Origin of the sequence: Gulosibacter molinativorax, assembly GCF_003010915.2 — a bacterium.
In the GTDB taxonomy this organism is placed as follows: Bacteria; Actinomycetota; Actinomycetes; order Actinomycetales; family Microbacteriaceae; genus Gulosibacter; species Gulosibacter molinativorax.
In genome coordinates this window covers 2,687,013-2,709,353 of record NZ_CP028426.1, presented here as the reverse complement: position 1 = coordinate 2,709,353, position 22,341 = coordinate 2,687,013, and the positions used below count along the sequence as shown (strand labels likewise).

General features: G+C 65.8%; 17 protein-coding genes, 1 tRNA gene and 1 pseudogene. 7 read left to right on the top strand and 12 right to left on the bottom strand.

Annotated elements, in window-relative coordinates:
- The first annotated feature begins 58 nt into the window (after positions 1 to 58).
- Positions 59 to 1,213, top strand: a complete 1,155-nt coding sequence (locus GMOLON4_RS12455) for a PucR family transcriptional regulator (RefSeq protein ID WP_026936524.1) — start codon at positions 59 to 61, stop codon at positions 1,211 to 1,213.
- Between the two features lie 28 nt (positions 1,214 to 1,241).
- Here the strand turns inward: GMOLON4_RS12455 and GMOLON4_RS12450 are convergent, their stop codons facing one another.
- Genes GMOLON4_RS12450 through dcd form a run of 3 tightly spaced genes read right to left on the bottom strand, consistent with a single transcriptional unit; the run spans position 1,242 to position 4,040 of the window.
- The gene (locus GMOLON4_RS12450) at positions 1,242 to 2,345 is read right to left on the bottom strand and encodes a VIT1/CCC1 transporter family protein (RefSeq protein ID WP_026936523.1); all 1,104 of its coding nucleotides are present in this window, start codon (positions 2,343 to 2,345) and stop codon (positions 1,242 to 1,244) included.
- 29 nt (positions 2,346 to 2,374) lie between these two features.
- On the bottom strand, positions 2,375 to 3,421 hold the full coding sequence (locus GMOLON4_RS12445; RefSeq protein WP_026936522.1) for a serine hydrolase domain-containing protein: 1,047 nt from the start codon (positions 3,419 to 3,421) through the stop codon (positions 2,375 to 2,377).
- Positions 3,422 to 3,434: 13 nt separating this feature from the next.
- A complete protein-coding gene (gene dcd / locus GMOLON4_RS12440) occupies positions 3,435 to 4,040 on the bottom strand; it encodes a dCTP deaminase (protein ID WP_026936521.1) in 606 nt (201 codons plus the stop codon).
- Positions 4,041 to 4,109: 69 nt separating this feature from the next.
- On the opposite strand from dcd, the gene GMOLON4_RS12435 reads away from it, so the two are divergent.
- Positions 4,110 to 4,183, top strand: a tRNA-Gly gene (locus GMOLON4_RS12435).
- Positions 4,184 to 4,517: 334 nt separating this feature from the next.
- On the opposite strand, the gene GMOLON4_RS12430 is transcribed toward GMOLON4_RS12435, so the two are convergent.
- Entirely contained in the window at positions 4,518 to 5,021 is a 504-nt protein-coding gene (locus GMOLON4_RS12430) for a ferritin (protein ID WP_026936520.1), read from the bottom strand.
- Between the two features lie 94 nt (positions 5,022 to 5,115).
- Here GMOLON4_RS12430 and GMOLON4_RS12425 point away from each other — a divergent pair, with 94 nt between their 5' ends.
- Entirely contained in the window at positions 5,116 to 7,026 is a 1,911-nt protein-coding gene (locus GMOLON4_RS12425) for a KUP/HAK/KT family potassium transporter (RefSeq protein ID WP_169516491.1), read from the top strand.
- 120 nt (positions 7,027 to 7,146) lie between these two features.
- Positions 7,147 to 7,551 carry an arsenate-mycothiol transferase ArsC gene (locus GMOLON4_RS12420; RefSeq protein WP_026936518.1) on the top strand — a complete coding sequence of 135 codons (405 nt, stop codon included), beginning with the start codon at positions 7,147 to 7,149 and terminating at the stop codon, positions 7,549 to 7,551.
- A gap of 32 nt (positions 7,552 to 7,583) precedes the next feature.
- On the opposite strand, the gene GMOLON4_RS12415 is transcribed toward GMOLON4_RS12420, so the two are convergent.
- Complete coding sequence (locus tag GMOLON4_RS12415) at positions 7,584 to 7,919, bottom strand: hypothetical protein (RefSeq protein WP_035732465.1); 336 nt, start codon at positions 7,917 to 7,919, stop codon at positions 7,584 to 7,586.
- Positions 7,920 to 8,090: 171 nt separating this feature from the next.
- On the opposite strand from GMOLON4_RS12415, the gene GMOLON4_RS12410 reads away from it, so the two are divergent.
- Both GMOLON4_RS12410 and GMOLON4_RS12405 read left to right on the top strand, forming a co-directional pair.
- On the top strand, positions 8,091 to 8,888 hold the full coding sequence (locus GMOLON4_RS12410) for an SDR family oxidoreductase (RefSeq protein WP_026936516.1): 798 nt from the start codon (positions 8,091 to 8,093) through the stop codon (positions 8,886 to 8,888).
- Positions 8,889 to 8,959: 71 nt separating this feature from the next.
- Positions 8,960 to 9,463 (top strand): nuclear transport factor 2 family protein, encoded by a 504-nt coding sequence (locus tag GMOLON4_RS12405; protein WP_026936515.1) that lies wholly within the window; start codon positions 8,960 to 8,962, stop codon positions 9,461 to 9,463.
- Here GMOLON4_RS12405 and GMOLON4_RS12400 read toward each other — a convergent pair.
- The gene (locus GMOLON4_RS12400) at positions 9,460 to 10,476 is read right to left on the bottom strand and encodes an LLM class flavin-dependent oxidoreductase (protein WP_026936514.1); all 1,017 of its coding nucleotides are present in this window, start codon (positions 10,474 to 10,476) and stop codon (positions 9,460 to 9,462) included. The genes GMOLON4_RS12405 and GMOLON4_RS12400 overlap by 4 nt on opposite strands.
- Before the next feature lie 108 nt (positions 10,477 to 10,584).
- Between GMOLON4_RS12400 and GMOLON4_RS12395 the strand changes: the two genes are divergently transcribed.
- Positions 10,585 to 11,211, top strand: coding sequence for an SIMPL domain-containing protein (locus tag GMOLON4_RS12395; RefSeq protein ID WP_026936513.1), 627 nt, complete (start codon positions 10,585 to 10,587; stop codon positions 11,209 to 11,211).
- 17 nt (positions 11,212 to 11,228) lie between these two features.
- Here GMOLON4_RS12395 and GMOLON4_RS12390 read toward each other — a convergent pair whose 3' ends face one another.
- From GMOLON4_RS12390 to GMOLON4_RS12365, 6 genes and pseudogenes are all read right to left on the bottom strand, one after another.
- Entirely contained in the window at positions 11,229 to 12,197 is a 969-nt protein-coding gene (locus tag GMOLON4_RS12390) for an NAD-dependent epimerase/dehydratase family protein (RefSeq protein WP_026936512.1), read from the bottom strand.
- A gap of 35 nt (positions 12,198 to 12,232) precedes the next feature.
- A pseudogene (locus GMOLON4_RS12385) lies at positions 12,233 to 14,865 on the bottom strand (alpha/beta fold hydrolase).
- Positions 14,866 to 14,972: 107 nt separating this feature from the next.
- Positions 14,973 to 15,422 carry a 3-oxoacyl-[acyl-carrier-protein] synthase III C-terminal domain-containing protein gene (locus GMOLON4_RS12380; RefSeq protein ID WP_026936511.1) on the bottom strand — a complete coding sequence of 150 codons (450 nt, stop codon included), beginning with the start codon at positions 15,420 to 15,422 and terminating at the stop codon, positions 14,973 to 14,975.
- A 174-nt stretch (positions 15,423 to 15,596) separates the two neighbouring features.
- Positions 15,597 to 16,691 (bottom strand): HTTM domain-containing protein, encoded by a 1,095-nt coding sequence (locus tag GMOLON4_RS12375; RefSeq protein WP_084147421.1) that lies wholly within the window; start codon positions 16,689 to 16,691, stop codon positions 15,597 to 15,599.
- Entirely contained in the window at positions 16,691 to 17,446 is a 756-nt protein-coding gene (locus GMOLON4_RS12370; protein WP_026936509.1) for a DUF5819 family protein, read from the bottom strand. Before GMOLON4_RS12370 ends, GMOLON4_RS12375 begins: the two co-directional genes overlap by 1 nt.
- Positions 17,447 to 17,548: 102 nt before the next feature.
- A complete protein-coding gene (locus GMOLON4_RS12365) occupies positions 17,549 to 22,174 on the bottom strand; it encodes a choice-of-anchor G family protein (protein ID WP_146137517.1) in 4,626 nt (1,541 codons plus the stop codon).
- Between the last annotated feature and the right edge of the window lie 167 nt (positions 22,175 to 22,341).

The window sequence follows — 22,341 nt, the reverse complement described above, 5'->3', positions numbered from 1 at the left end:
GGGGCAAAGTTCGCCGATTTCCTCGCCAGATTGTGCAAACGCCCTTACCGTGGATGTTATGGCGAATCACCTTCTCGATCCAACGGATGCGGACCAGTCACGCTGGGTGGCGGTCCTCGAACGCGTGAGCCCGGAGGAGCTCGTCGAGCGCTTCGTCGACCAGGTGCGCCAAATCGACGACTATGCCAACCCGACGGTCACGTGGGCCGAGATCCGCTCGACCGCCCTCGCATCCTTTGTGGCACTGCTCGACGCACTCAAGCGCGACGATCACGCGCTGACTGAGGACATTTCGACGCACGTGGGCGTGACGCGTGCCAGGGCCGAGGTGCCAATGTCCTCGCTCATGACCGCGATTCGGGTCGACTTTCAGGTGTTGTGGAACTCCATCATCGAAGTCGCCGAGGACTCGGATGCGGAGCTGCTCATTCGGCACGCCAACTCCGTCTGGACCACCGTCGACAACTACGTCCGGCAAACGCAGCTCGCCTATATGGCGGAAGAGAAGCGGATGGAGGAAGAGGCCGGTTCGACGAGGCGGAAACTCCTCGCAGAGCTGCTCCGGCGCGAGGAACTTTCCCCGCAGCGGCTCGAGGTGATCGGGGATGCGCTCGGTCTAGCCGCCGACGGGACGTTCGCCGTCGCGGCCGCCAACGAGGACGAGGCGGCGATCACCGCTCTGCGCACCAAGATCACGCGCCTCGAGCGCGCGGGCCTCAGCCCATTCGCGCAATACCTCGACACCGCGCTCGTCTTGTTTGTTGCGGTGCCACCCGCGCCGAGCATCGCCCAGCAGCTCGGGCTGGACGCGCTACAGCAGCTGCCGATCGGGCTCATCCCGCGGGCCGAAACGCTTGCGGGTCTGCGGCACGCCGTGCCGCTCGCGATTCAGCTCGCGCAGCTCGTGTCCAAGGACGCCGTGACCCCCGAGCTCGGCTGGACCAGGCTCATCCATGACCGAGTCACCGAGCTGAACCTCGGCACTTTCCTGGATGTGCATCCACAGCTCGCCGTCTGCGGAGCGGCCGAGCGCAAGAACCTGCTGGCGGCGGTGCGCGCGTATCTGCAGACCGGCAGCGTCTCGGAGGCCGCCGAGGCGACGTTCTGCCACCGCAACACGCTCACGAACCGGCTGCAGCGGTTCCGGGAGCTGACCGGGTTGGACGTCACGGTGCCGCAGCAGGCCGCGCTGCTCGTCGTGCTGTGGGCCTGAGCTGGCTAGCCCCGGCAACCTGGCCTGGCTAGCCCGAGACGACTCCGCCGAACGCAAGGCCGAGCAGGTACGTAATCGCCGCCGCCCCGTATCCGATGATGAGCTGCCGGAGCGCGCGTTTCCACGGTGTGGCTCCCGAGAGCACGCCGACGATGCCACCGGTGAGCAGCAGCGCAATGCCCACGATCGCCGCGGAGACGATCACCGCGGTCATGCCTTCGAGGCCGAAGATCCACGGCAGCACGGGAATGAGCGCACCGACCGCGAAGAACATGAAGCTCGAAGTCGCGGCACCCATCGGGGTGCCGAGCTCCTCGTGATCCGCCGGCTGTCCGCCGTGGTGGTCAACCGGCACGGGCTGCGTGTTGCGCTGCGCCAACCGGAGCGTCTCTTCGGCGCGAGCCTTCGCTTCATCCTCACCCATCCCACGAGCGCGGTACACCAGCGCGAGCTCGTTCGCGTTCACGTCGAGCGCGGGCAGCTTCTCGCTCGTGTCGGGGTTCGGGGTGGATGCGTTGAGCAGCTCACGCTGCGAGCTGACCGACACGTACTCACCGGCCGCCATCGAGAGCGCACCCGCGAGGAGGCCGGAGATACCGGTCGCGAGGATGACCCCTGAAGAGACGCCCGTCGCGCCGACGCCGAGCACCAGCGCTAGGTTCGAGACGAGACCGTCATTCGCACCGAATACCGCGGCGCGGAACGTGCCACTCATGCGCGCACGCGAACGCGTCGCGAGCGAGCGCACGACTTCCTCGTGGACCCGCTCGTCGGCTTCCATCTGATCGGTCGCATCCGGGTCCTCGGCATACGGCGTACGGGCCTCGAAGTTCTGCATCAGCGCGAGCGCGAATACCGACCCGAACCGCTTTGCAAAGAGGCCAAACAGGCGGGTGTTGAAGTCGGGGCGCACCGTCTTCTCAGCGAGCGGGCCAAGCTTGTCGATCCAGTGCTGTTCGTGACGCTTCTCGGCCTCGGCCAGGCCAAGCAAGATTTCGCGTTCTTCGCCGGTGCGCTTCTTTGCCAGCTGGCGATAGGTCTCGCCCTCCGCGCGCTCGTTCGCGAGGTACCGCCGCCAGCGTCGAACATCCTGCGGGGAGGGGTCTGGTCGGTGCTCGATTCGGTTCGGCAAGTGGGGGCTCCGTTCGTGTGGACAATCGACTAGTTTATGTCGCCCACTGCCGTGAGCACCAGGTCTTGCATGCGCATCAGCGTGAGTCGATTGAGCGGAAACGGTTCGATGATGCCGGAGAGATACACAAACGTCAGATCCCGTGTCGGATCGGCCCACGCGATCGAGACATTCGAGCCGTTATGTCCGAACGTCTCGTCCGACGAGCGAGTCCCGAGGGCAGATGCGCGAAACGGGTTCGGGTCGGCATGCCCGAGCTGCAGCCCGTTACTCCACCAGACTCTGCCGCCCGCGAAGCGGTCGAATTCGCCATGATTGCTCGGTTCGAGCATCGCGGCGGTGGATTGATTGCCCAGCCCGATTTCGCTTCCGCCGAGTCGAATCGCTTCGAGGAGGTTCGCGAGATCGTAAACCGTGGTCGACACCCCACCGGCCGGGATGACCGCATCCCGCACCGACTCCCGGTTCAGTACTCCCGCGACGACGCCCGACGCCGGATCCCGCGCCGTGAAGGGCACCGCACGCCACGACTGCGTCGGCGGCATCCCCAGGAACGTGCCCCGCGCATCCACCCGCTCGAGGATGCGCTCACGCAAGACGGTTTGGAGGTCGAAGCCGGTCGTGCGCTGCGCCACCTCGCCGAGGATGAATCCCCACGCAAGCCACTCGTAGGCGGGTACCTCGTCGGCGTTCGGCTGCCTGGATGCGCGGGCCAGCCGGTCGGTCGCCTCGCGCCAGTCCGTCATCGCCGCGACCTCGGCGAGCGTGCCGCCGACGCGCGGCAGGCCCGAGCGATGCTGCAGCACCTGGCGGATTGTGACCGCTTCCTTGCCGTGTTGGGCGAACTCGGGCCAGTATTTCGCGACGGGGTGATCGACGCTGAGCAGCCCGTCTTCGTGGAGCGCCCAGGTCAGTGCCGCGATGTAGATCTTCGAGACCGAGAACGGCCAGAACGCGGCATGCGCGCCCACGCCGAATCGTTCATCCACCACCGGGGTGCCCTCGTGCAGTACGAGCAGGTGCGCGGGTCCGCCACGGCGCCGCGCAACGTCGATCGCCCTCGAAAAGTCAGTCACGCGCTCCCCTTAGCTAGTCGCCGCGCGAACCCGCGTCGGTGCTCGAAACGTCTACAACCGAGAAGTTCATCCATGAGCGCGACGCCGTCGGGCCGCGCTGGCCGTGATAGCGCGACTGATATTGCGCGGAACCGTACGGATGCTCGGCAGGCGAAGACAGGTTGAAGAAGCACAGCTGACCGATCTTCATGCCGGGCCATAACTTGATCGGCAGCGTCGCGACGTTCGAGAGTTCGAGCGTGACGTGGCCCTGGAAGCCGGGGTCGATGAAGCCGGCGGTCGAGTGGGTAAGCAGGCCGAGGCGTCCGAGCGAGGACTTCCCCTCGAGGCGGGCCGCGACGTCGTCAGCGAGCGTGACCTGCTCGAAGGTGGAGGCGAGCACGAACTCACCGGGATGCAGGATGAACGCGTGATCCGGTTCGGCCTCGACGAGGTGCGTGAGCTCCGACTGCTCCTCGCGCGGATCGATCGACGGGTACCGATGGTTGTCGAAGAGGCGGAAGTAGCGATCGAGTCGCACATCCACGCTCGAGGGCTGCACCATCGCGGGATCCCACGGGTCGAGACCAATGCGTCCCGAGTCGATTCCGGCGCGAATATCTCGATCACTGAGCAGCATGCATCCACCTTTTTTCGCTGCGGCCAAACCTGTTGCTACACTAGCGGTCGGCGCTTTATTGCGCGGAGTGGGGCTGTAGTTCAATGGTAGAACTTCTGCTTCCCAAGCAGACAGCGCGGGTTCGATTCCCGTCAGCCCCTCCACTTGAGCCTTCGGAGGCCTGTTCTCGCCCATTTGTCGGTGGCACCCATTGCCAGTAGCGCTCACGGTGGCCTGTGCACGGGGCGGACTGAGCGATAACCGCAATGGATGCACCCGGTCGGTTATCCACCCATTGCCCGTAGCGCTCAACCTGGCCGGTATACGGGGCGGGCTGTGCGCTAGCGGCAATGGCTGCGGCAATGGCTGCGGCAGCGGCAGCAAGACACGGCCTGGCTCGGCACACCGGAAAAGAGATCCGGCCTCGAGCCGTGCCGTGTGGCGGTTCGAGGCCGGACGATTGTGTGGCCGGGCGAGGTTGGCTCGGCGAAAAGCTGGCTACTCCGCGGATGCGTCCCGCTGGCCGAGCTGACGGTCAAGCGTCAAGAGACCCGAACCATCCCCGTTCAGGAGCTCGATGCGGCCGATGATCTCGCTCACCGTGGACTCCTCCTCGACCTGCTCGTCGAGGAACCAGTAGAGCAGCGGTCGAGAATCAATGTCGCCGACCTCATCAGCGATGCGGTAGAGATTACGGATCGCCTCGGACACCTTCTCCTCGTGGGCGAGGGATGCCTTGAACGCGTCGAGCGCGTTGTCGACGGTGTTGCCGCTGAGCTCGATCGTGCCGAGCACCGGGTGGTAGTCGCGATCGTGGAGATACTGCGTGAACTTCGCAGCGTGGACAAGTTCCTCGTCGGCTTGCGCCGAGAACCAGGATGCGATGCCGCTGAGGTCGATCGCCTCCATGTCGGCCGCGAGCTGGCGGTAGACCAGGGATGCCTGGTGCTCGAGAGTGACCTGATCGTTGATGGCGTCCGCGTATTTCTGGTCGATCTTCATGGCAAGCGACCCTAGGCACGCAAGCTGCGAGTTCGTCGACATCCGGCAAAATATGACGCAACATTGCACCGCCCAAAAGGTGTACTTTGAGCCCATGTCTAACGGAATTGCGGCAACTGCCGCACACCTGCCAAGGAAATCCAGCATCGGGCTCATCTTGGGCGCGCTCGGCGTCGTATTCGGTGACATCGGTACGAGTGCGATTTACACCGTGACCGCCCTCGCCAAGGAACAGCACGCATCTGGGCCAGGCGACGTGACCACCGTCTACGGCATGGTCTCGACGCTGATCTGGTCGCTCATCCTGATCGTGACGATCTTGTACGTCACCATTTTTCTCCGCGCGGATAACAACGGTGAAGGCGGCTTACTCGCGCTGCTCGGACTCATCCGCCAGGTGCCGCGTAAGGCCGCGCGCCGCGGAATCTGGATTGCGCTCGCCGGCGTCGGTGCGGCGATGTTCCTCGGCGACAGCATCATCACCCCCGCAATCTCGGTGCTCTCCGCGGTCGAGGGCCTCGAACTGCTGCATGGCGGCCTCGGCGCATCGGTCGTTCCCATTACGATCGTGATTCTCGTGCTGCTTTTCCTCCTACAACCGCTCGGCATCAACCGCGTCGCGAAGGCCTTCGGACCTGTCATGCTGCTGTGGTTCGGCGCGATCACGGTGTTCGGCCTACTCGCGGTGATCGGGCATCCCCAGGTGCTTTGGGCGCTGTCGCCGCACTGGATCATCCCGTTCTTCGCCGCGCATCCACTTACCGCATTTCTGTCGCTCGGCTCGGTCGTGCTTGCCGTCACCGGTGCCGAGGCGCTCTATGCCGACATGGGGCAGTTCGGTCGGAAAGCCATCCGTCGCGCCTGGCTCTTCGTCGTCTTGCCCGCGCTAACCGTCGCCTATTTGGGTCAGGCCGCGACGCTCGTTCAAGGCAAGTCGGGGCCTGGCGGTGTGTTCTTCGCGATGGTGCCCGAACCCCTGCTCGTACCAATGATCCTCATCGCGACCGCGGCGACAGTCATCGCCTCGCAGGCCGTCATCTCCGGCGCGTTCACCGTGATTCACCAGGCCTCGCGGCTTGACCTCATGGTGCCGATGCGGGTGGTTCACACCTCCGAGGAAGAGCAGCACCAGGTCTACCTGCCGACCGCGAACTGGACGCTTGCCGCCGCAGTCATCCTCATCGTTGTGCTCTTCCAGAGCTCGCAAAACCTCACCTCGGCGTACGGCCTCGCGGTCACCATTACGATCACCATCACGACGTCCCTCTTCATCGGCCTGATGATCCTGCGCCGCGACTACTCGTGGCCGCTGTGGGTCGCCGGCGCTATTTGGTTGATCATCCTGGTGTTCCTCGCCGCCAACGTGCCGAAGATTGAAAGCGGCGGCTGGCTGCCGCTACTCATCGGTGGGGTCCTCTGCTTCCTCATGTTCTGCTGGCGATCCGGGCGGAAGCAGATGCGCCGCTGGCGTCGCCACGAAGAGGTCAAGCCTGCCGAGTTCCTCGAGCTGCTGGATGAGGGCAACGTCTCGCGAGTCGCTGGCACCGGGGTCTTCTTCACGCCGTCTCGCGACCGCATCCCCGTGGCGCTCCACGTCATGGCCAAGCACCAACATGCGATACCCGAGCGCATCATCCTCTTCACCTGGCAGAACGTCCACGTCCCGGCCGTCCCCGCCGAAGAGCGCATCCACCCCGAGGACATCAGGAGTCCCGAGCCCGGCATCCTTTCAATGACCGCAACATACGGCTACCGCGAGCGCATCAAGCCGCTCGGCGCGCTGCGCGAGGTAATCAAGCTTCGGCCAGATCTCTTCGGCGATCTCAACGTCAGCCACGTCGTGTTTTACCTATCGCTGCCAATCGTCGAGGTGGTCTCGCGGCCCCCGGTGAAGTTCGTTCGCGAAATCTACGCGCTCATGGTGCGGATGCGGACCGACCCGGTCAATCAGCTCTCGCTTCCCCGCGAGCGCACGATCATCATCGGTCGCGAGGTCAAGCTGTAGGTCGGATGCGCGAGAGATTCCTCGGGGCAGTTCGCCTCGCGTTAGCAATCGACACGTACGGTGGTTTCGTCCGTGGGGCCTCGCTCGAGGGGCCAGGAATTTCCGCGAAAGGGTGCAGTGATGTCAACACCGAAACTGCTTTTTGTCTGCGTCAAAAACGGCGGCAAGTCCCAGATGGCAGCTGCGCTCATGCGGCAGCGAGTGGGGGATGCTGCCGAGATCCGGTCGGCAGGAACGGAGCCGGGCGCAGCGCTCAACGCACAGTCGGTCGAGTCGCTCGTCGCGGTCGGCGCGTCAACCGAGGGCGAATATCCGAAACCGATCACCGAGGCAGACCTGCGCGACTCCGACTTGGTCATCGTGCTCGGCGAGGAGGCGCAGCTTCCCGAAGGTGCAGCAAACGTCGAGCGCTGGATCACGGACGAGCCCTCGCTCCGCGGGATTGAAGGCGCACAGCGGATGGACCTCGTCCGAGACGACATCGCAAAACGCGTCGACGAGCTCGCCACGCGACTCGGCCTATAGCTTTTGGCCCAGTAGCTACTGGTTCGCAGTAACTACTGGACCTCAGCGATCCGCGCGCGTAACGCGTCGGCGATTTGGTCAGCCGATGGCGCGCCAGCCATTCCTGTCTCGCTCACATACACGCGGCACGCGAGGTCGCGCGACGTGGCGCCCGTCGGGAACAGATCTTCGTCGTCGACGAGGATGGTCGGTGAACCTGCGAAGGTCACGGCAGCGACTTGCTCTGGTGTTTCAACCAGCACCGTTTCGACCGGGGTCTCCCCCATCCCCACAGCCTCGAGCGCGGACCGCATGCGCTCAGTCGCGACCTGCGTGTTCGGGCAATCGCGAATGTGGACGACTTGGACTCGATGTAAATTCGCGCGCATGATTCCTTCTGGATGGTCTGATGGCCGCGATATTCCCGCGACCGTGGTCTTTGCATTGTCATGTAACGCGAAACCACGGGTATGTGTTCCACGGGGCCGCAAACACACCGACACTCGTCACACTGTGACTCCCAAGTTGTGTTCTTCGCGCAACGGGCGTGAACTTGGCACATGAGCACTGCAGACAGCATCCGCCCCGGCCGCCTTTCCGGCAAGGTGGCATTTATCACCGGCGCGGGCGCAGGTATCGGCGCGGCCACGGCGGCGCGATTTATCGAGGAGGGCGCCGAGGTCGCGGCCGTCGACCTCAATCCCCCGGCCCCGACAGACCACCTCCTACCGCTGCAGGCCGACATGCGCGATCAGGCCAGCCTGGATGCCGCGGTCGAGGCCACGATCGAGCATTACGGCCGCATCGACATCCTGTTCGCGAACGCCGGGGTGCTGCTCCCCGAGACCCAGGCCGAGGACCTCGACGAGGCGACCTGGAACACCGTCATCGACATCGACCTCTCCGGCGTCTGGCGAACCGCGAAGGCAGTGTTCCCCGCGCTGAAGCAGAACCCGAACGGCTCAAGCGTCATCCTCGCATCCTCGACCGCGGGCATCCGCGGCGGGGCAAACTCGAGCGCCTACACCGCGGCGAAGACCGCCCTCGTTGGTCTCGCGAAGGTCTGGGCGACCGAGCTCGGTGCATTCGGCGGACGCGTGAACACGACGCATCCGACGGCGGTCGGCACGGACCTCGTCTTGAACGACGACAACCTGCGCCGCTACCGACCCGACCTCGAGCATCCAACCCCCGAGGACGTCATCGAACCCTTCAAGCGCGGCAAGCTGCTCGACACCCCGTGGATCGACCCCATCGACGTCGCGAACGCCGTCCTCTTCCTCGCCTCCGACGAGGCCCGCTACATCACCGGCACGAACCTCGTCATCGACGCGGGCTCCACCACCAAGTGGGGCTAGGCAGCTCGCCCGCTAGTCCGCCACCCGCTGCCCCCGCCCGCCACCGATACGTTCACGAGACAAGGACTCACATGCCACTCACCACGCAAGACCTCATCGACCGCGCCGAGATCCTCGACGCCATCAACGCCTACTCACACGCGCTCGACCAGCGCGAGTGGTCGATCCTCGACGACGCCTTCACGCCCGACGCCGACATTGTGCTGCTCGAACGAGACACGCACTACACGCCCGCCTCGCTGCAGGATGCGCTGAGCGGCCAGAACGACGACACCCGACTCTCGGGTCAGCACGTCAACGGCAACACCCGGTTCGAGATCGACGGCGACACCGCGCACACCGTTACCGAGGTGCTATGGGTGACGCTGCAGACGACCGACGACCCGGAGAAGTTCAAACACATCCGGGCCGGCGGCATCTACGTCGACGATCTCGTGCGCACCGAGAACGGCTGGCGCATCGCCCGCCGCGAGCTCGCGCTGAAGAACCGCGTCATCGAGTACCTTCCCTATGACGCGGCCGACATCGAAAAGATCCGCTACACCCTCGGCTCGAGCTGGTACAAGAACGCCTAGCCGAGCGCGGTGCGCAACTCCTTCGAGATTGCCTCGAGCATCCGCGCGTTGAAGTCGACGCCGAGGGCGTTTGGCACGGTCACGAGTAGTGTGTCCGCGGCCTGCACCGCGGCGTCTTCCTTGAGTTCCTCGATGAGCGTGTCGATCTCGCCAATGTAGCTGCGGCCGAAGCGCGCGAGCTCGCCCGGCTCAATCTGCCCGACCTGGTCCTTCGCCTCGGCCTGGGCGCGCACACCGAAATAGCGGCGCGACTCGTCATCGACGAGTGGGATGATGCTGCGCGAGACGCTGACGCGCGGGGTCCAGTGGTGACCGGCGACATCCCACGCGTCGCGGAACTGCTGGATCTGCTCGGCCTGCAGCTCCGAGAACGGCACACCGGTGTCCTCGGTCAGCAGCGTCGAGGACATCAGGTTCATGCCCTGCTCGGCCGCCCACACCGCCGTCTTGCGTGAGCCCGCGCCCCACCAGATGCGCTGGTGGAGGTCGGGCGACTGCGGCTCGAGCGCGAGCGGCTCGGGGGATGCGGACTGTCGCGGATCGGGGTTCGCGACGCCCGCGCCCTGGATCGCGCGCAGGAAGATGAGGGTCTTGTGCCGCGCCATCTCGGCGTGGTCACCGTCCTCAGGCACGTAGCCGAACGCCTGGTATCCCGCGAGTGCAGGCTCGGGTGAGCCGCGGCTCACGCCTAGCTGCAATCGGCCGGAGGAGATGAGGTCGGTGACCGCGGCCTCCTCCGCCATGTACATCGGGTTCTCGTACCGCATGTCGATCACGCCCGTGCCGAGTTCGATCCGCTTCGTCCGCGCGGCAATTGCGGCGAGCAGCGGGAACGGCGCGGAGTGCTGCTTCGCGTAGTGGTGGACGCGGAAATACGCGCCGTCGATGCCGACCTCTTCGGCCGCGACCGAGAGATCGATCGCTTGGAGCAGCGCATCCTGCCCCGTCACGACGCGGGAGCCGGGCGCATCCATCCAGTGCCCGAATGAGAGAAAGCCAATCTTGGTTGCCATGTCAGAAATAACCCCGCTCATCCCGCGAATATTCCTTGTATTTGCAAGTAAATTCACGTTCGGTTCGATGCCAGAAATCTAACCAGCCGCACGGTGTTAGCTGGCTGCATGACTGAAATCCACGCCACTGGCACCGCCGAGACACACCACCTTGCCGAGCGGGCAACCGTCCAAGCTCACACCTCTGTCGCGTCCCGCGACCGAAGCCAGAGCATCCAGACCGCATCCGCCCTGCACAATCGGATCGTCGAGCGAGCACAGCAACTGCGAGGCGCGGGCGACGCCACGTGGCACGCGGCAAGCCCGATCAGCACCTGGACGCGGAAGACCTACGCTGAGGGCAGTCGCACTCGGGTCATCCTCGAGCACGTCACGACCAGCAACGTCAGTGTCAAGCTCGCCAATCTTGACCTCGTCAGTCAGCTGGTGAACGAACTCACGGAGGCCGGTGCGAGCACGAACGTAACGTGGACGCTCACCGAACAATCCCGGCGCACCCACGAACGCGCGGCCCGCAAAGCGGCAGTCGCCTCCGCGCGCGAGATCGCGGACGATTACGCGGATGCGCTGGGCGAGCGAGTCGTGCAGGTCGCGAGTATCTCGGACGTCGAGGGCAGGCCGGTCGCTCCCATGGGCATGATGCGAGCCTCGGCCGAGGCGACAGAAACGGCCGAAGTGACGATTCAGGAAATCACGGTACGCGCATCCGTCACCGGGGTCTTTGTGAGCGAGTAGCGGGAAGCAGCCCGTACCTAGCGATACCTCCGCGCCAACTCCGCCATCCCAGCCTCAAAGCTCACGGCCGGTTTCCACTGCAACACCTCGCGCGTGCGGCGCTGGTCGAACCAGTGCGCGGTGCTCATTTGCTCCGCGAGGAATCGGGTCAGCGGCGGCTCGTCTTCGTGATCGTCGCGCAGGTTCCAGATCGCGTCCACCGCGCTGCCAGCCGCGAGGGCCGGACCGACGGGGATGCGCAGCTTCGGCCTGGGTGCGCCGCCCGCGAGGGCGAGCCGCTCGATGAACTCGCCGATCGGGCGAGGCTGCCCATTGGTGACGACGAGCGCCTCGCCGTGCACCGACGTCACGGCCTCGAGCGCCGCGACGATCGCGTCGACCGCGTTGGTGACGTAGAGCGTGTCCACGAGCGCCGCGCCCGAGCCGAGAATCGGCATCCGGCCCTGCCGCGAGCGCTCGATGATGCGCTCCGTCAGCTGGGTGTCGCCCGGGCCCCACATCAGGTGCGGGCGCAGCACGAGCACGGGAAAGTCTTCGGAGTCGGCGCCCAGCGCCAGCAGCTCGCCGTGGCCCTTGGTTCGCGCATACTCGCCGCGCGCGGCTTCCGGGTTGGCAGGCCCCGCGGGCACGCCGACCAGCGAGTCGCCCGCGTTCGCAACGGACGGCGAAGAAATGTGCACGAATCGCGAGACTCCCGCATCCTGGGCCGCCGCGAGCACGTTTCGCGTGCCGCCGATATTGACCCGCTCGAAGCCGCTCGCGTCCCCTGCCATCGAGACCTGCGCCGCGAGGTGAATCACCCCGGTCTGCCCGGCCATCGCCTCGGCGACCGCCGCGGCGTCGGTGACGCTACCCCGAACATCCCGGACGCCCGCCACTCCCGACGCCCGGCGCTGCAGCGTCGTGACGCGGTGCCCCTCATCCCGAAGGGCACGCGCGACCGACGAGCCGAGCAGTCCGGATGCGCCGGTGACCAGAATGTTCAAGAAATCTCCTTCGCGAAGCGGTGATTCGACCGGCGTCAGGGCGTGCCGACTCGCTCGCCGCACAGCACCGAGTCCGCCCAGCGCGCGAGTCGCGTGCGGTCAATTTTCGAGTTGTGGCGGATGTCGGTGGGGAACGTCGTCGTGACGAGGACGGCCGCGACGTCCTGCGGGAAGTACTCGGCGACCGCGGCGCGAACGGCATCGGCCACCTCGAGCGGCGCGAGTCCGGCCTTGAGGCCCGACCCCGCTTCCGGTTCGATGACGACCACGACCGCCTGTACGCCTTCGGGGCCGACCCCGACCACGGCGGAGCGGTGCACGCTCGGCACCTTGTCCACGACGGCTTCGAGGCCGCCCGGCCCAACCGGACCATCCGGAGTGCTGATTACGTGCTGCACGCGGCCCTCGAGCCACATCCTGCCCTCAGGGTCGAAGTGTCCGATGTCGTTGGTTCGGTGCCAGAGCAGGCCGTCGAGCGTGTCGCGCTTCGACGCGGAGTCGGTGCCCCAGAGCGCGTCGTAGCTTGCCTTGGAGTGCGGCGCCGAGATGACGAACTCGCCCAGGATGTCCGTCGCGGCGTCACCGGTCAGCAGTTCGTCGGTCGGGGTCCCGACCGCGTCGAGCGGTGCGAGTGCCACTCGCACTCGCGAGATCGGGGCGCCCACGCACACGCCGTGATCGCGCGATTGGGCCTCCGCCGCGGCGATCCCGTCGCGATCGATGTCGGTGAGCATGAGGCCCTCGGTCATGCCGTAGGGCGTGCGGATCACCGCGTTCGGGAACAGTTCGGCCAGCTCATCCAGGAGTTGCAGCGGCACGGGCGCTCCCGCCGAGAGCACGAGCTCGATGTCGGCGAAGGATGCGCGTTGCTCGGGGGTGAGGTCGCTCGCGGTAGCGCTGACGTTGCGATAGGCCGCCGGGGATGCGAACACCATGGTGGATTTCCCGGCGATGACGGCATCCGCGAGCGCGGCGGCCGTCAGCGTCCGGGGCTTGGCCACGTCCATCTTCGGCGTCACGCTGCTGATGCCGAGACCCGGCCCGAGCAGCGCGAACGGCGCGAAACCGGCCGCCCAGCCGGTGCTCGAGTGCACCTTGAATTCTTCGCGCAGCGTTTCCGCGAGCGCGCCGATGCGCGCGTGCGTGTATCGAACGCCCTTCGCCGGACCGTCGATCCCGACGTAAACAGGATGACCGCGTCATCGCTCGGCCCGGGGAGTCGAATCGGCTCGCTCCCGGCGCTCCGCACGAGGTCGTTGACCGTCCTCTCGACCCGAAGGGCGGCCCGCTCGAGCCGGTCGAAGCGACCGACCCCGATGCGCCGACCCGGACAGTTCTTGGCTCGGGCGAGGGTGAGCCCCGGTTTCAACCCCATGATCCATTTCGGATCGGCGGCCCGGATCGCCCGCGACATGCCCTCGATGCCGAGCCCGCTATCGGCGACGACGGCGACGCCGCCCGCCTTGAGCACGCCGTAGAGCACCGCCGTGAGGTTATTGCCCGGCGTGACGAGAATCGAGACGCGATCCCCCTTCTCGAGGCCGAGCCGCTGCAATCCCCGCGCGATCCCGTCGATCACGCGCGAAAGCTGCACCCACGACACCTGCTGCGGCGGATCCTGCGTCATGTCGACACTCGCGATCGAGCGTTCCGCTCGGCGCTTGTCGAGCGCGTCGAAGAGCATCGGCGCCGCGGCGTCATCCCCGGGTGCAGGCTCTTCCGCAAGCCCAGCCTCGTCCGCAAGCCCAGCCTCGTCCGCAGCCACCGGGAACTGGTCCCGCAGCCAGCGAAAGACAATGCCGACCACATCCGCATCCTCACTCACGAGATGCGAGGCCGTCTCGACCCGGTGCAAATCCGCCTGCGGCAGCCGCCCGCGGAGGTCGCGCAGGAAGTACTCGACGAACACCGGATCCTTCGGGCCCCACACGAGCAGCGCCGGGGTTCGGATCGTGGCGACATCTTCGGCGAGCTGCTGCAGCTCGCCGAACGACGGATGCGCCTCGTCGGCCGGAATATCGGCCACGAATGCGCCGATTCCGCTGCGGTCTTCCGCCTTCCGATAGGGCGAGCGGAAAGCGTCGCGAATCTCTGGCGCGATTGGCCCCTGCCCAAGCGACAGCGTGACGCGCAGGAATGCATCCGTGAGCACCGTGGATGCGGGCAAGACGGGTCCGCTCAGCGCCGCACGCAGCGGTGCTGGCAGCGGCTTGCCCTCGGGCTGGTGCACGCCGGTGTTCAGGCTGATGACCGCATCCACCGTGTCTTGGTGCCGCGCAGCCCACGTGAGCGAAATGATGCCGCCCCAGTCATGCCCGATCGTGACGACCGGATGCGCCTGCTCGCCAGCCGCATCCGCCGTCTCGGCGAGGAGCGACTGGACCACCGCGTCGAAGTCGCTCACCCGCTCGGCGATGCGACGGTAGCCAGGCCCATCGGTGGTCGGCAGCGCGTCGTGCGGAAGTCGCTCGGAATGGCCCATCTCGAGCTGATCCGGCGCGATGACCCGCCACACGCGGCCCGACGCATCCGTCAGCGCACCATCCGCAAGTGAAGCCGTCGCGAGCCCTCGCCAGAGATACGACCACGTGGGGTTCCCGTGCAGCGCGAGAATCGTGCCGCTCGGCTCCCGGCCCTGCGCGCGGAGCGCCTCGAGGGTGTCCAGCACGTGGAACGTGCGGGCACCGTCCACCGTGTCGACGGTGACGAGCCGAGACCACTGCTCGTCCCACTCGGGGAGGTTGCCGGGTGTACTGGCCGGCTTTGCGGGAAGCCTCACCAGGTGATTTCCAGCATCGCCGTGTTGAGCCCTGAACCGACGCCCATGCAGAGGATGCGGTCCCCGCGCTGCATCTCGCGCGCCTCACGCGCGAGCGTGATGGGCAGGGATGCGGGCCCGACGTTCCCGAGCTCCTCTCGCGATACCGAACTGTTGATGAGCAGGCCGATCTGCTCTCCCGTCACGCCAGCCTGCGCCATTGCTTTTCGGCCAGCTTCCGCCGCGCCCGCGATGTAGTCCTTTGGGTTCTCCCAGTTGCGCCTCGTCTCAACGCCAGCGACACGCTCCAACAACCTTCGAGGTAGACCGAGTTCCTTGAGCACACCGCGCAGCTGCTCATCGAAGTGCGACGAGGCAACTTCGACAGGTGCAATCGCTTCGGCGATCCCCAGTAGCGAGACATTCGCGTGCCTGAGTGTGGCGTTTCCAACGGGAGCCGTAGCCACGCGCGGAGGACTGGACAGGGAAATTTCGGTTGTCATCGTCCGCTCACTTTATCGACGTTCGTTGTGATGCAACCACAAGTTGTTCGGCCACCAGCGAACGAGTATTTGCGGTGCCTGGTCCGCAACCCGCAAAATCTTGGCCGATTGCGGACCTGCCACGGCGGGGTTTCACCCCTACGCCGGCACCTTCTCGCGGGCCTCCTCGGCGGATGCGCGCACCCGCTGCCGCAGACCAGTCGCCATATTTTGCCAGGTGCGGTCGGTCACGAAGATCGAGTCGATCGCGATCATCGCGAGCGAGAACCACGGCAGCCCCATGAGCACCGCAATCGCAATGTGGAAGGTAAGGATGCTCGCCAGCCCGATGACGCGAGTGGGTCGCGTGAGGAGCATGAACGGGAATGCGAGCTGCATGATGATCGAGCCCCACGTCGCAATCGTTACGAGCGGGCCCCACGCGGTGGCGATCTCGCTGAGCCACGGCCACGTGCCAAACCGGTCGGTCATGAGCGGGTTGTACACGGCGTAGCCGCCCGACCAGGGGTCGCCACCCGCCTTATACAGCGCTCCCGAGATGTACACGAACGACACCTGTGCGGTCAGGATCACGAGCACGAGGTTGTGCGCGATGTTCTGAACCTGCCCCCACTGCGTCGTTGGGCTCTCGTTCGTTGTCGGCCCAAACTTCTTCTCGCGCCGCCGCGCATCCAGCGACCAGCGCATCCCGCAGTTCGCGAACAGCATGAAGAACAGCGCGATGCGATACATGTTGTCGCCCTGATCGCCGAGCATGTCGTTCGCTTCGATGAAGCTGATCCACAGCACGAGGAAAATCGGATGCACGATCCGCGTGCGCCAGCCGAGCGTGAAGGCTATTGCGAGCGCGAGCAGCAGCAGGTACAACGCGGTGTAGGCGAGGTCGTTCGGCATCGCGCGGTGGAACGCGCTGAAGAGCCAAATCTGGGGGAAGTCGCTCTTCGCCTCGAGCCCCTCGCCGTTCCAGAGCGAACCGCTGCCGAACGAGTACAGGCGCGTGCGCCAGTTCGACACGAGCAGTCCCACGGCCGAGAGGCCGAGCAGGATGCGCGTGATGGCGAGCCCGTACGTCGCCTTCTTCGTGTCGATCAGCCAGTTTTCGGCGATCGTGTAGCCGGTGCTGATGAGCCGGCCGGCGCCGCGGAATAGCGAGGCGATCCCGCCGCCGAGCAAGGAACCAAGGGCGACGAAGAAGCGCTTGACGTGCGTGCCGAAGTTAGTCTGCGTAGCCATTACTGCATCCCCTCATAGACGCGAAGGAAGACGTCGGCGAATGCCTCGTCGGACTGCCCGGGATTGACGATCAACCCGCGCCAGCCCGTGGCGATGATCTGCACCGGAGGCTGCTGCGCCTCGGGGTCGTGGTGATCGGCGAACGGAATCACGTTCTGCCGACTGATCTCGTATTGCACGCGCTGGACGTCCTCGCCCCACACCGCCCGAGCGACCTGCGTCGCGTATGCGGTGGCCATGTGTTCCGTGACCATGTACTCCTCGACGAGCGCCGCATCCCCGTAGCTGCTCATCTTCTCCTCGAGGCGCGCCTCCCAGTCACCCTCGAAGTAGTTGAGCCCCGCGATGACCTGGTGGTCCGCAGTGAGCCCGTCAAACTCGGCCTTGTGTTGGCTCGCAACCTCACCAGCCTGGATGCCGGCACGCGGCGGGAAAAGATTGTTCTGAATCATCGAATACTCGACCGCGGTCGCATCCACCCACTCGGTCTCGACCGGGCCGCTGCCGTCGTCGACGACGGCGCGCACCTTCAGCGTGTAGCTCCCGTTGATGGGTTCCGGGGCGAACACGCTCCAGGACTGCCCGAAGAACGGGATCATGTAGCTCGACAGCACCTTTTGCGTCGGGATCTCGCGCAGCGGGGAGCTCGGCGCGATCCAGAGGAACGACGCGAAGATGTGCCATGCCGTCACGAGGCTCAGTGCGACGAGGACTCCTCGCACGAGGTGTGAGCGCTTCTTTTTCTCTTTGTCCATGGGATGCTTTCAAAGTCCCGACGGGAGTCGGGGATGGGTTGATACAAGAACGGAGCGGGCAGCACACCTTCGTGTGCTGCCCGCTCTGTCTAGCAGACGTGATTAGCCATTCCGGCGCGTCACTCCGCCTCGCTTCGTCATCAGCACGGCGGCCGTGCCGATGAGCATGAGCATGCCCGCGATCGTCATCGCGACGATCGGCAGGTCAGCACCGGTCTGCGCGAGGCCGTCATCGCTCGAGCCGGTCGCGTTCGTCGAACCATTCTGGTTCGCGCTCGCGCTCGCTTCGTTCGATCCGGCTGCGGATGCCGTGGCCGAGCTGGCTGCGCTGGATGCGCTGGCTGCACTGGATGCGCTGGCCGCGTCGGCCGAGTCGGCTGCGTCCGTTGCCTGGGCGTCAGCATCAGCCGCTTCGGCTGCCGCGTCTGCGTCCGCTGCTTGGCCTGCTGCGTCTGCGTCCGTTGCTTGACCTGCTGCATCGCTGTCGGCAGCCGAATGCTCTTCGCCTGACGCATTCACGTCAGCCGTCGCGCTCGCCGCTGCGTCAGCCGCTGCGGTTGCCGATGCATCGTCCGATGCGTCAGCGCTCGCCGCGGCCGAGGCCGCAGCCGCCGCTGTCCCATCTGCAGCTGCGGACGCATCCGCAGCCGACGTCGAGTCGGCATCTGCCGTTGCCGCAGACTGCGCTTCGGCAACCGCCGACGCATTTGCGTCGGAAGAAACGTCAGCGGTGGCGTCGCTCGAGGAATCAGCCATCGCTGCCGACGATGCTGCCGCGGTCGCGTCCGCGTCCGCGACGGCCGAAGCCGTCGACGTTGCATCCGCCAGGGCTGCAGCCTGCGCAGCGGCCTGTGCCGATGCATTGCTGCTGTCGTCTGCATTCGCCGAGGCCGATGCGGAAGCCGACGCGTTGACGTTTGCGTCAGCCGTGGCCGCGGCGTCTACCGCAGCCGCTGCGTCAACCGAGGCATCCGCGATTGCGGTCGACGTTGCGTCAGCCGTAGCCGCAGCCGCTGCGTCAGCAGTCGCGGTTGCATCGGTAGCAGCGGCTGCATCAGCAGTCGCGGTTGCATCCGCAGAAACGGTGAACGAAACCGAGTCAGTCGTCACACCGTCCGTCGCGGTGATCGTGAAATCACCCGCGGCGACATCCGCGAACTCAACCGACCAGTTGCCTGCAGCATCCGTCGTCGCGGTTTCCACAACACCGTCGGCAAGCGTCACCGTGATAACAGCACCAGGCTCAGCCGTACCCGAAATCGGAACAACACCCGCGGGCACTGTTTCGCCATCAGCTGGCGACACAATGACAACCGCAGCGGTCACCGCATCAGCCGCGGCAGTGGCGTCGGCATCGACCGCAGCGTCTGCGGTCGCAGTTGCTGTGGCCGTAGCGTCAGCGGTTGCCGACGCGTCTGCGTCTGCTGCCGCCGTCACAGAGGCGTCATTCGAGGAGTCGGCGTTCGCCGCGACCGAAGCCGCCGCCGCAGCGTTACCTTCGGCAGCCGCGGTAGCGTCTGCCGCCGACGTCGACGTTGCATCCGCCATCGCAGCAGCCTGAGCCGCCGCAACCGAGGAAGCATTCGCATCCGTGGTTACATCCGCCGTCGCAGTGCTCGAGGAATCAGCCGTCGCAGCCGACGAAGCAGCAGCAGTCGCATCCGCGGTCGCCGCAGCCGAGGCCGTCGACGTCGCATCCGCGAGCGCAGCAGCCTGCGCTGCCACCTGCGCCGAGGCATTGCTGTTGTCATCCGCGTTTGCCGACGCTGAGGCCGAAGCCGAAGCGTTTACATTCACATCCGCATCCACCGAGGTAGCAGCGTCCACCGAAGCGTCGGCAGTTGCTGTTGCGTCGGCAGCCGCGGTCGCGGTCGCATCAGCAGTCGCCGTAGCGGTCGCATCAGCAGCAACCGTTATCGTCACCGAGTCAGTCGTTACGCCGTCAGTTGCGGTGATCGTGTAGTCACCGGCAGCAGCATTGGCGAATTCAACTGCCCAGTTGCCCTCTGCATCCGCCGTCGTGGTCTGCGCGACACCTTCGGCCAGGGTCACGGTGACCGAAGCGCCAGGCTCAGCAGTTCCTGAAACCGGCAGGACACCCTCTGGTACCGAAGCACCCTCAGTCGGCGACACAATGACTACTGACGCCGCTACCGGGTCGGCCGACGCGCTCGCGTTGGCGTCCGCCGCGGCAGTTGCCGAAGCGTCGTTCGAGGAGTCGGCGTTCGCGGCGACCGAAGCCGCCGCCGCAGCGTTACCTTCGGCAGCCGCGGTAGCGTCTGCCGCCGACGTCGACGTTGCATCCGCCATCGCAGCAGCCTGAGCCGCCGCAACCGAGGAAGCATTCGCATCCGTGGTTACATCCGCCGTCGCAGTGCTCGAGGAATCAGCCGTCGCAGCCGACGAAGCAGCAGCAGTCGCATCCGCGGTCGCCGCAGCCGAGGCCGTCGACGTCGCATCCGCGAGCGCAGCAGCCTGCGCTGCCACCTGCGCCGAGGCATTGCTGTTGTCATCCGCGTTCGCCGACGCCGAGGCCGAAGCCGAAGCATTCACGTTTGCATCCGCATCCACTGATGCCGTAGCCGAGGCGTCCGCAGTCGCAGTGGCGGTCGCATCCGCAGTAACTGTAATCGTGACGGAGTCAGTCGTTACGCCATCGGTTGCGGTAATCGTGTAGTCACCGGCAGCAGCATTGGCGAATTCAACTGACCAGTTGCCCTCGGCATCCGCGGTCGTCGCCTGCGTCACACCAGCCGCCAGGGTCACAGTGACCGAGGCACCAGGCTCCGCAGTACCCGAAACGGGGAGCGCACCTTCCGGTACCGAAGCACCCTCAGTCGGCGACACAATCACAACGGCCGCAGCAGGCGCCGCAACCGAGATCGAAACCGTGTCCGTCGTCGCACCGTCGGTCGCCGAGATCGTGTAGTCACCCACGGCAACATCCGCGAACTCAACCGACCAGTTACCCGACGCATCCGCAGTGGTCGTCTCTACGACGCCATCGACCAGGGTCACGGTCACCGCAGCACCAGGCTCCGCCGTACCCGAGACCGGCAGTGCGCCTTCGGGCAGCTCTTCACCCGCGGTCGGCGAGTCAATCACGACCGGCGCGGCCTCTTGGGCAAGTGCGCGAATACTTGAGGTCGCGAGGTCGACTGAGGCGAGGTCGCCACGAAGCACGTCAACGCTGAGCGCGCTGACAGTGAAGAACTCACCCTCGGCAACATCCGCGGGGAGCGTCGGCTGCGAGTTGATGCGGATGTTCGCGATACCGCCAACGACCTCGGTGAGGACCGGGTTGAGGACCGTAAGCACGTCAGCAACGGTGCCAGTGGCAGCCGAAACCACGCCGTCGACCGCGCCATCGATGACGTCGCCGAGGAGCGCACCTGTGGTCCCGGCGATCGCCGAAACGAGGAAGTCGGTGACGGGGTTGAGGAGGTCGCCGATGTTGATCAAACCGAGCAGGTCCAGCGTCGTCGCCACCGTGAAATTCTGCCCGCTAACGCCCAAGAGCGCTCCGAGCGTGCCCGTCGCCGTGACACCGCCGGTTGCGAGCGGCGGAGTGATCGCACTACCACCGAGCGCGACCTGCGCGTCAATGACCACCTCGAGGCTGTTCAGCGCGTCAACGATGACAGTCCCAAGTTGGGTGGTCAGTTCGTCAAACAGAACGTCGACTTCGGCGAGGACCGAGTTCAGCACGTCGGCGGTGAGGAGGTCCGTGTTCGCGGGCAACTCGTTGACTGGCAGTCCGAGTTCGTCCGCGACGAAGCCGAGCAGGTCTACGCTGATCGTGCCGGTGCCGAGGTTGACCTCGATCGTCCCGGTGGCGTTCGACAGCACCGGGTTGTCGATCAGGTACTGCGTCACCTGGTCACCGACCGTGTCGATGCCGTTGATCGCGATGGTCGGTCCCGAGGTAACGGAGATCAGCGGAATGGCGTCCAGCGTGTCGCCGACGCCCGACAGCAGCGTGTTCACTGCCCCGCTCGAGGACACCGTGTCGTCAAGCGTCTGCGTCGCAGTCGTGATCGTGTCGCCGAGCGTGCTCGCGAGCCCCGCAACCAGGTCGCTGTGCAGGTTCAGTTCCACTCCGGCAATCCCGTACGACGAATCGATCGTCCCGTTGCTCGCCGTGGCCGTCGATCCAAGGGCACCGATCTCGACTCGTGCTTCGTCGAGGACGGCGTCGGTCAAACCTGCGACGCCCAACTGGTCGGCGAGCGAGACGAGGTCGATGTGCGCGGGGTCCGTGCCGACGCCCGAACCGGGCGTCACGGCAAGTGCGCCGCCGTCGGACAGCACGCCGGCGCTCGCCGTGCTCTGCGTTGAGCTCGACGCCTGGCTAAAGCTCGTCATCGTGCCGAGTTCACCGAGGTAGAGCAGCCCGCCGTTGGCGGTATCGCTGATGAGTGGTACCGAGATGCCACCCAGGTTCAACTGAATGCTGTCGTTGAGCACCCCAAGATCGAGTGCCCCCTGCGCGGACGGAGTCGCCGAGTCTGTCGGATACCCGTGTTCGCTATAGCCGAGGTCGGCGAGCTGCAGCGCGGACAGCAGCGAGCTCGTCAGAACCTGCGCGTTTGCTTCGGCATAGTCGGTATCTTCTGCAGCAAGCGCCCCCGATAGCGGCGCGGCGATTAGCGCGGAAGCGGCGACGGCTGCGACGCCTGGCCCTGCCCACTTCCGGAATCGCTTCCGGGATCTCACCGGACGTTCCATATATTCCCCCTAGGTTTTGGCCAAAACCAGCGTGTGCGGACTTCGTCCACGCACGTGGGGGCGTTGGCCGACGCGTCCACGTAGCGTGAACGCTTGCCTCAACCAGGAGTAAGGAAGCAGGTACGGGATCTCTCCCTCACTGCTTCCTGACAATTAAGTAAAAAACC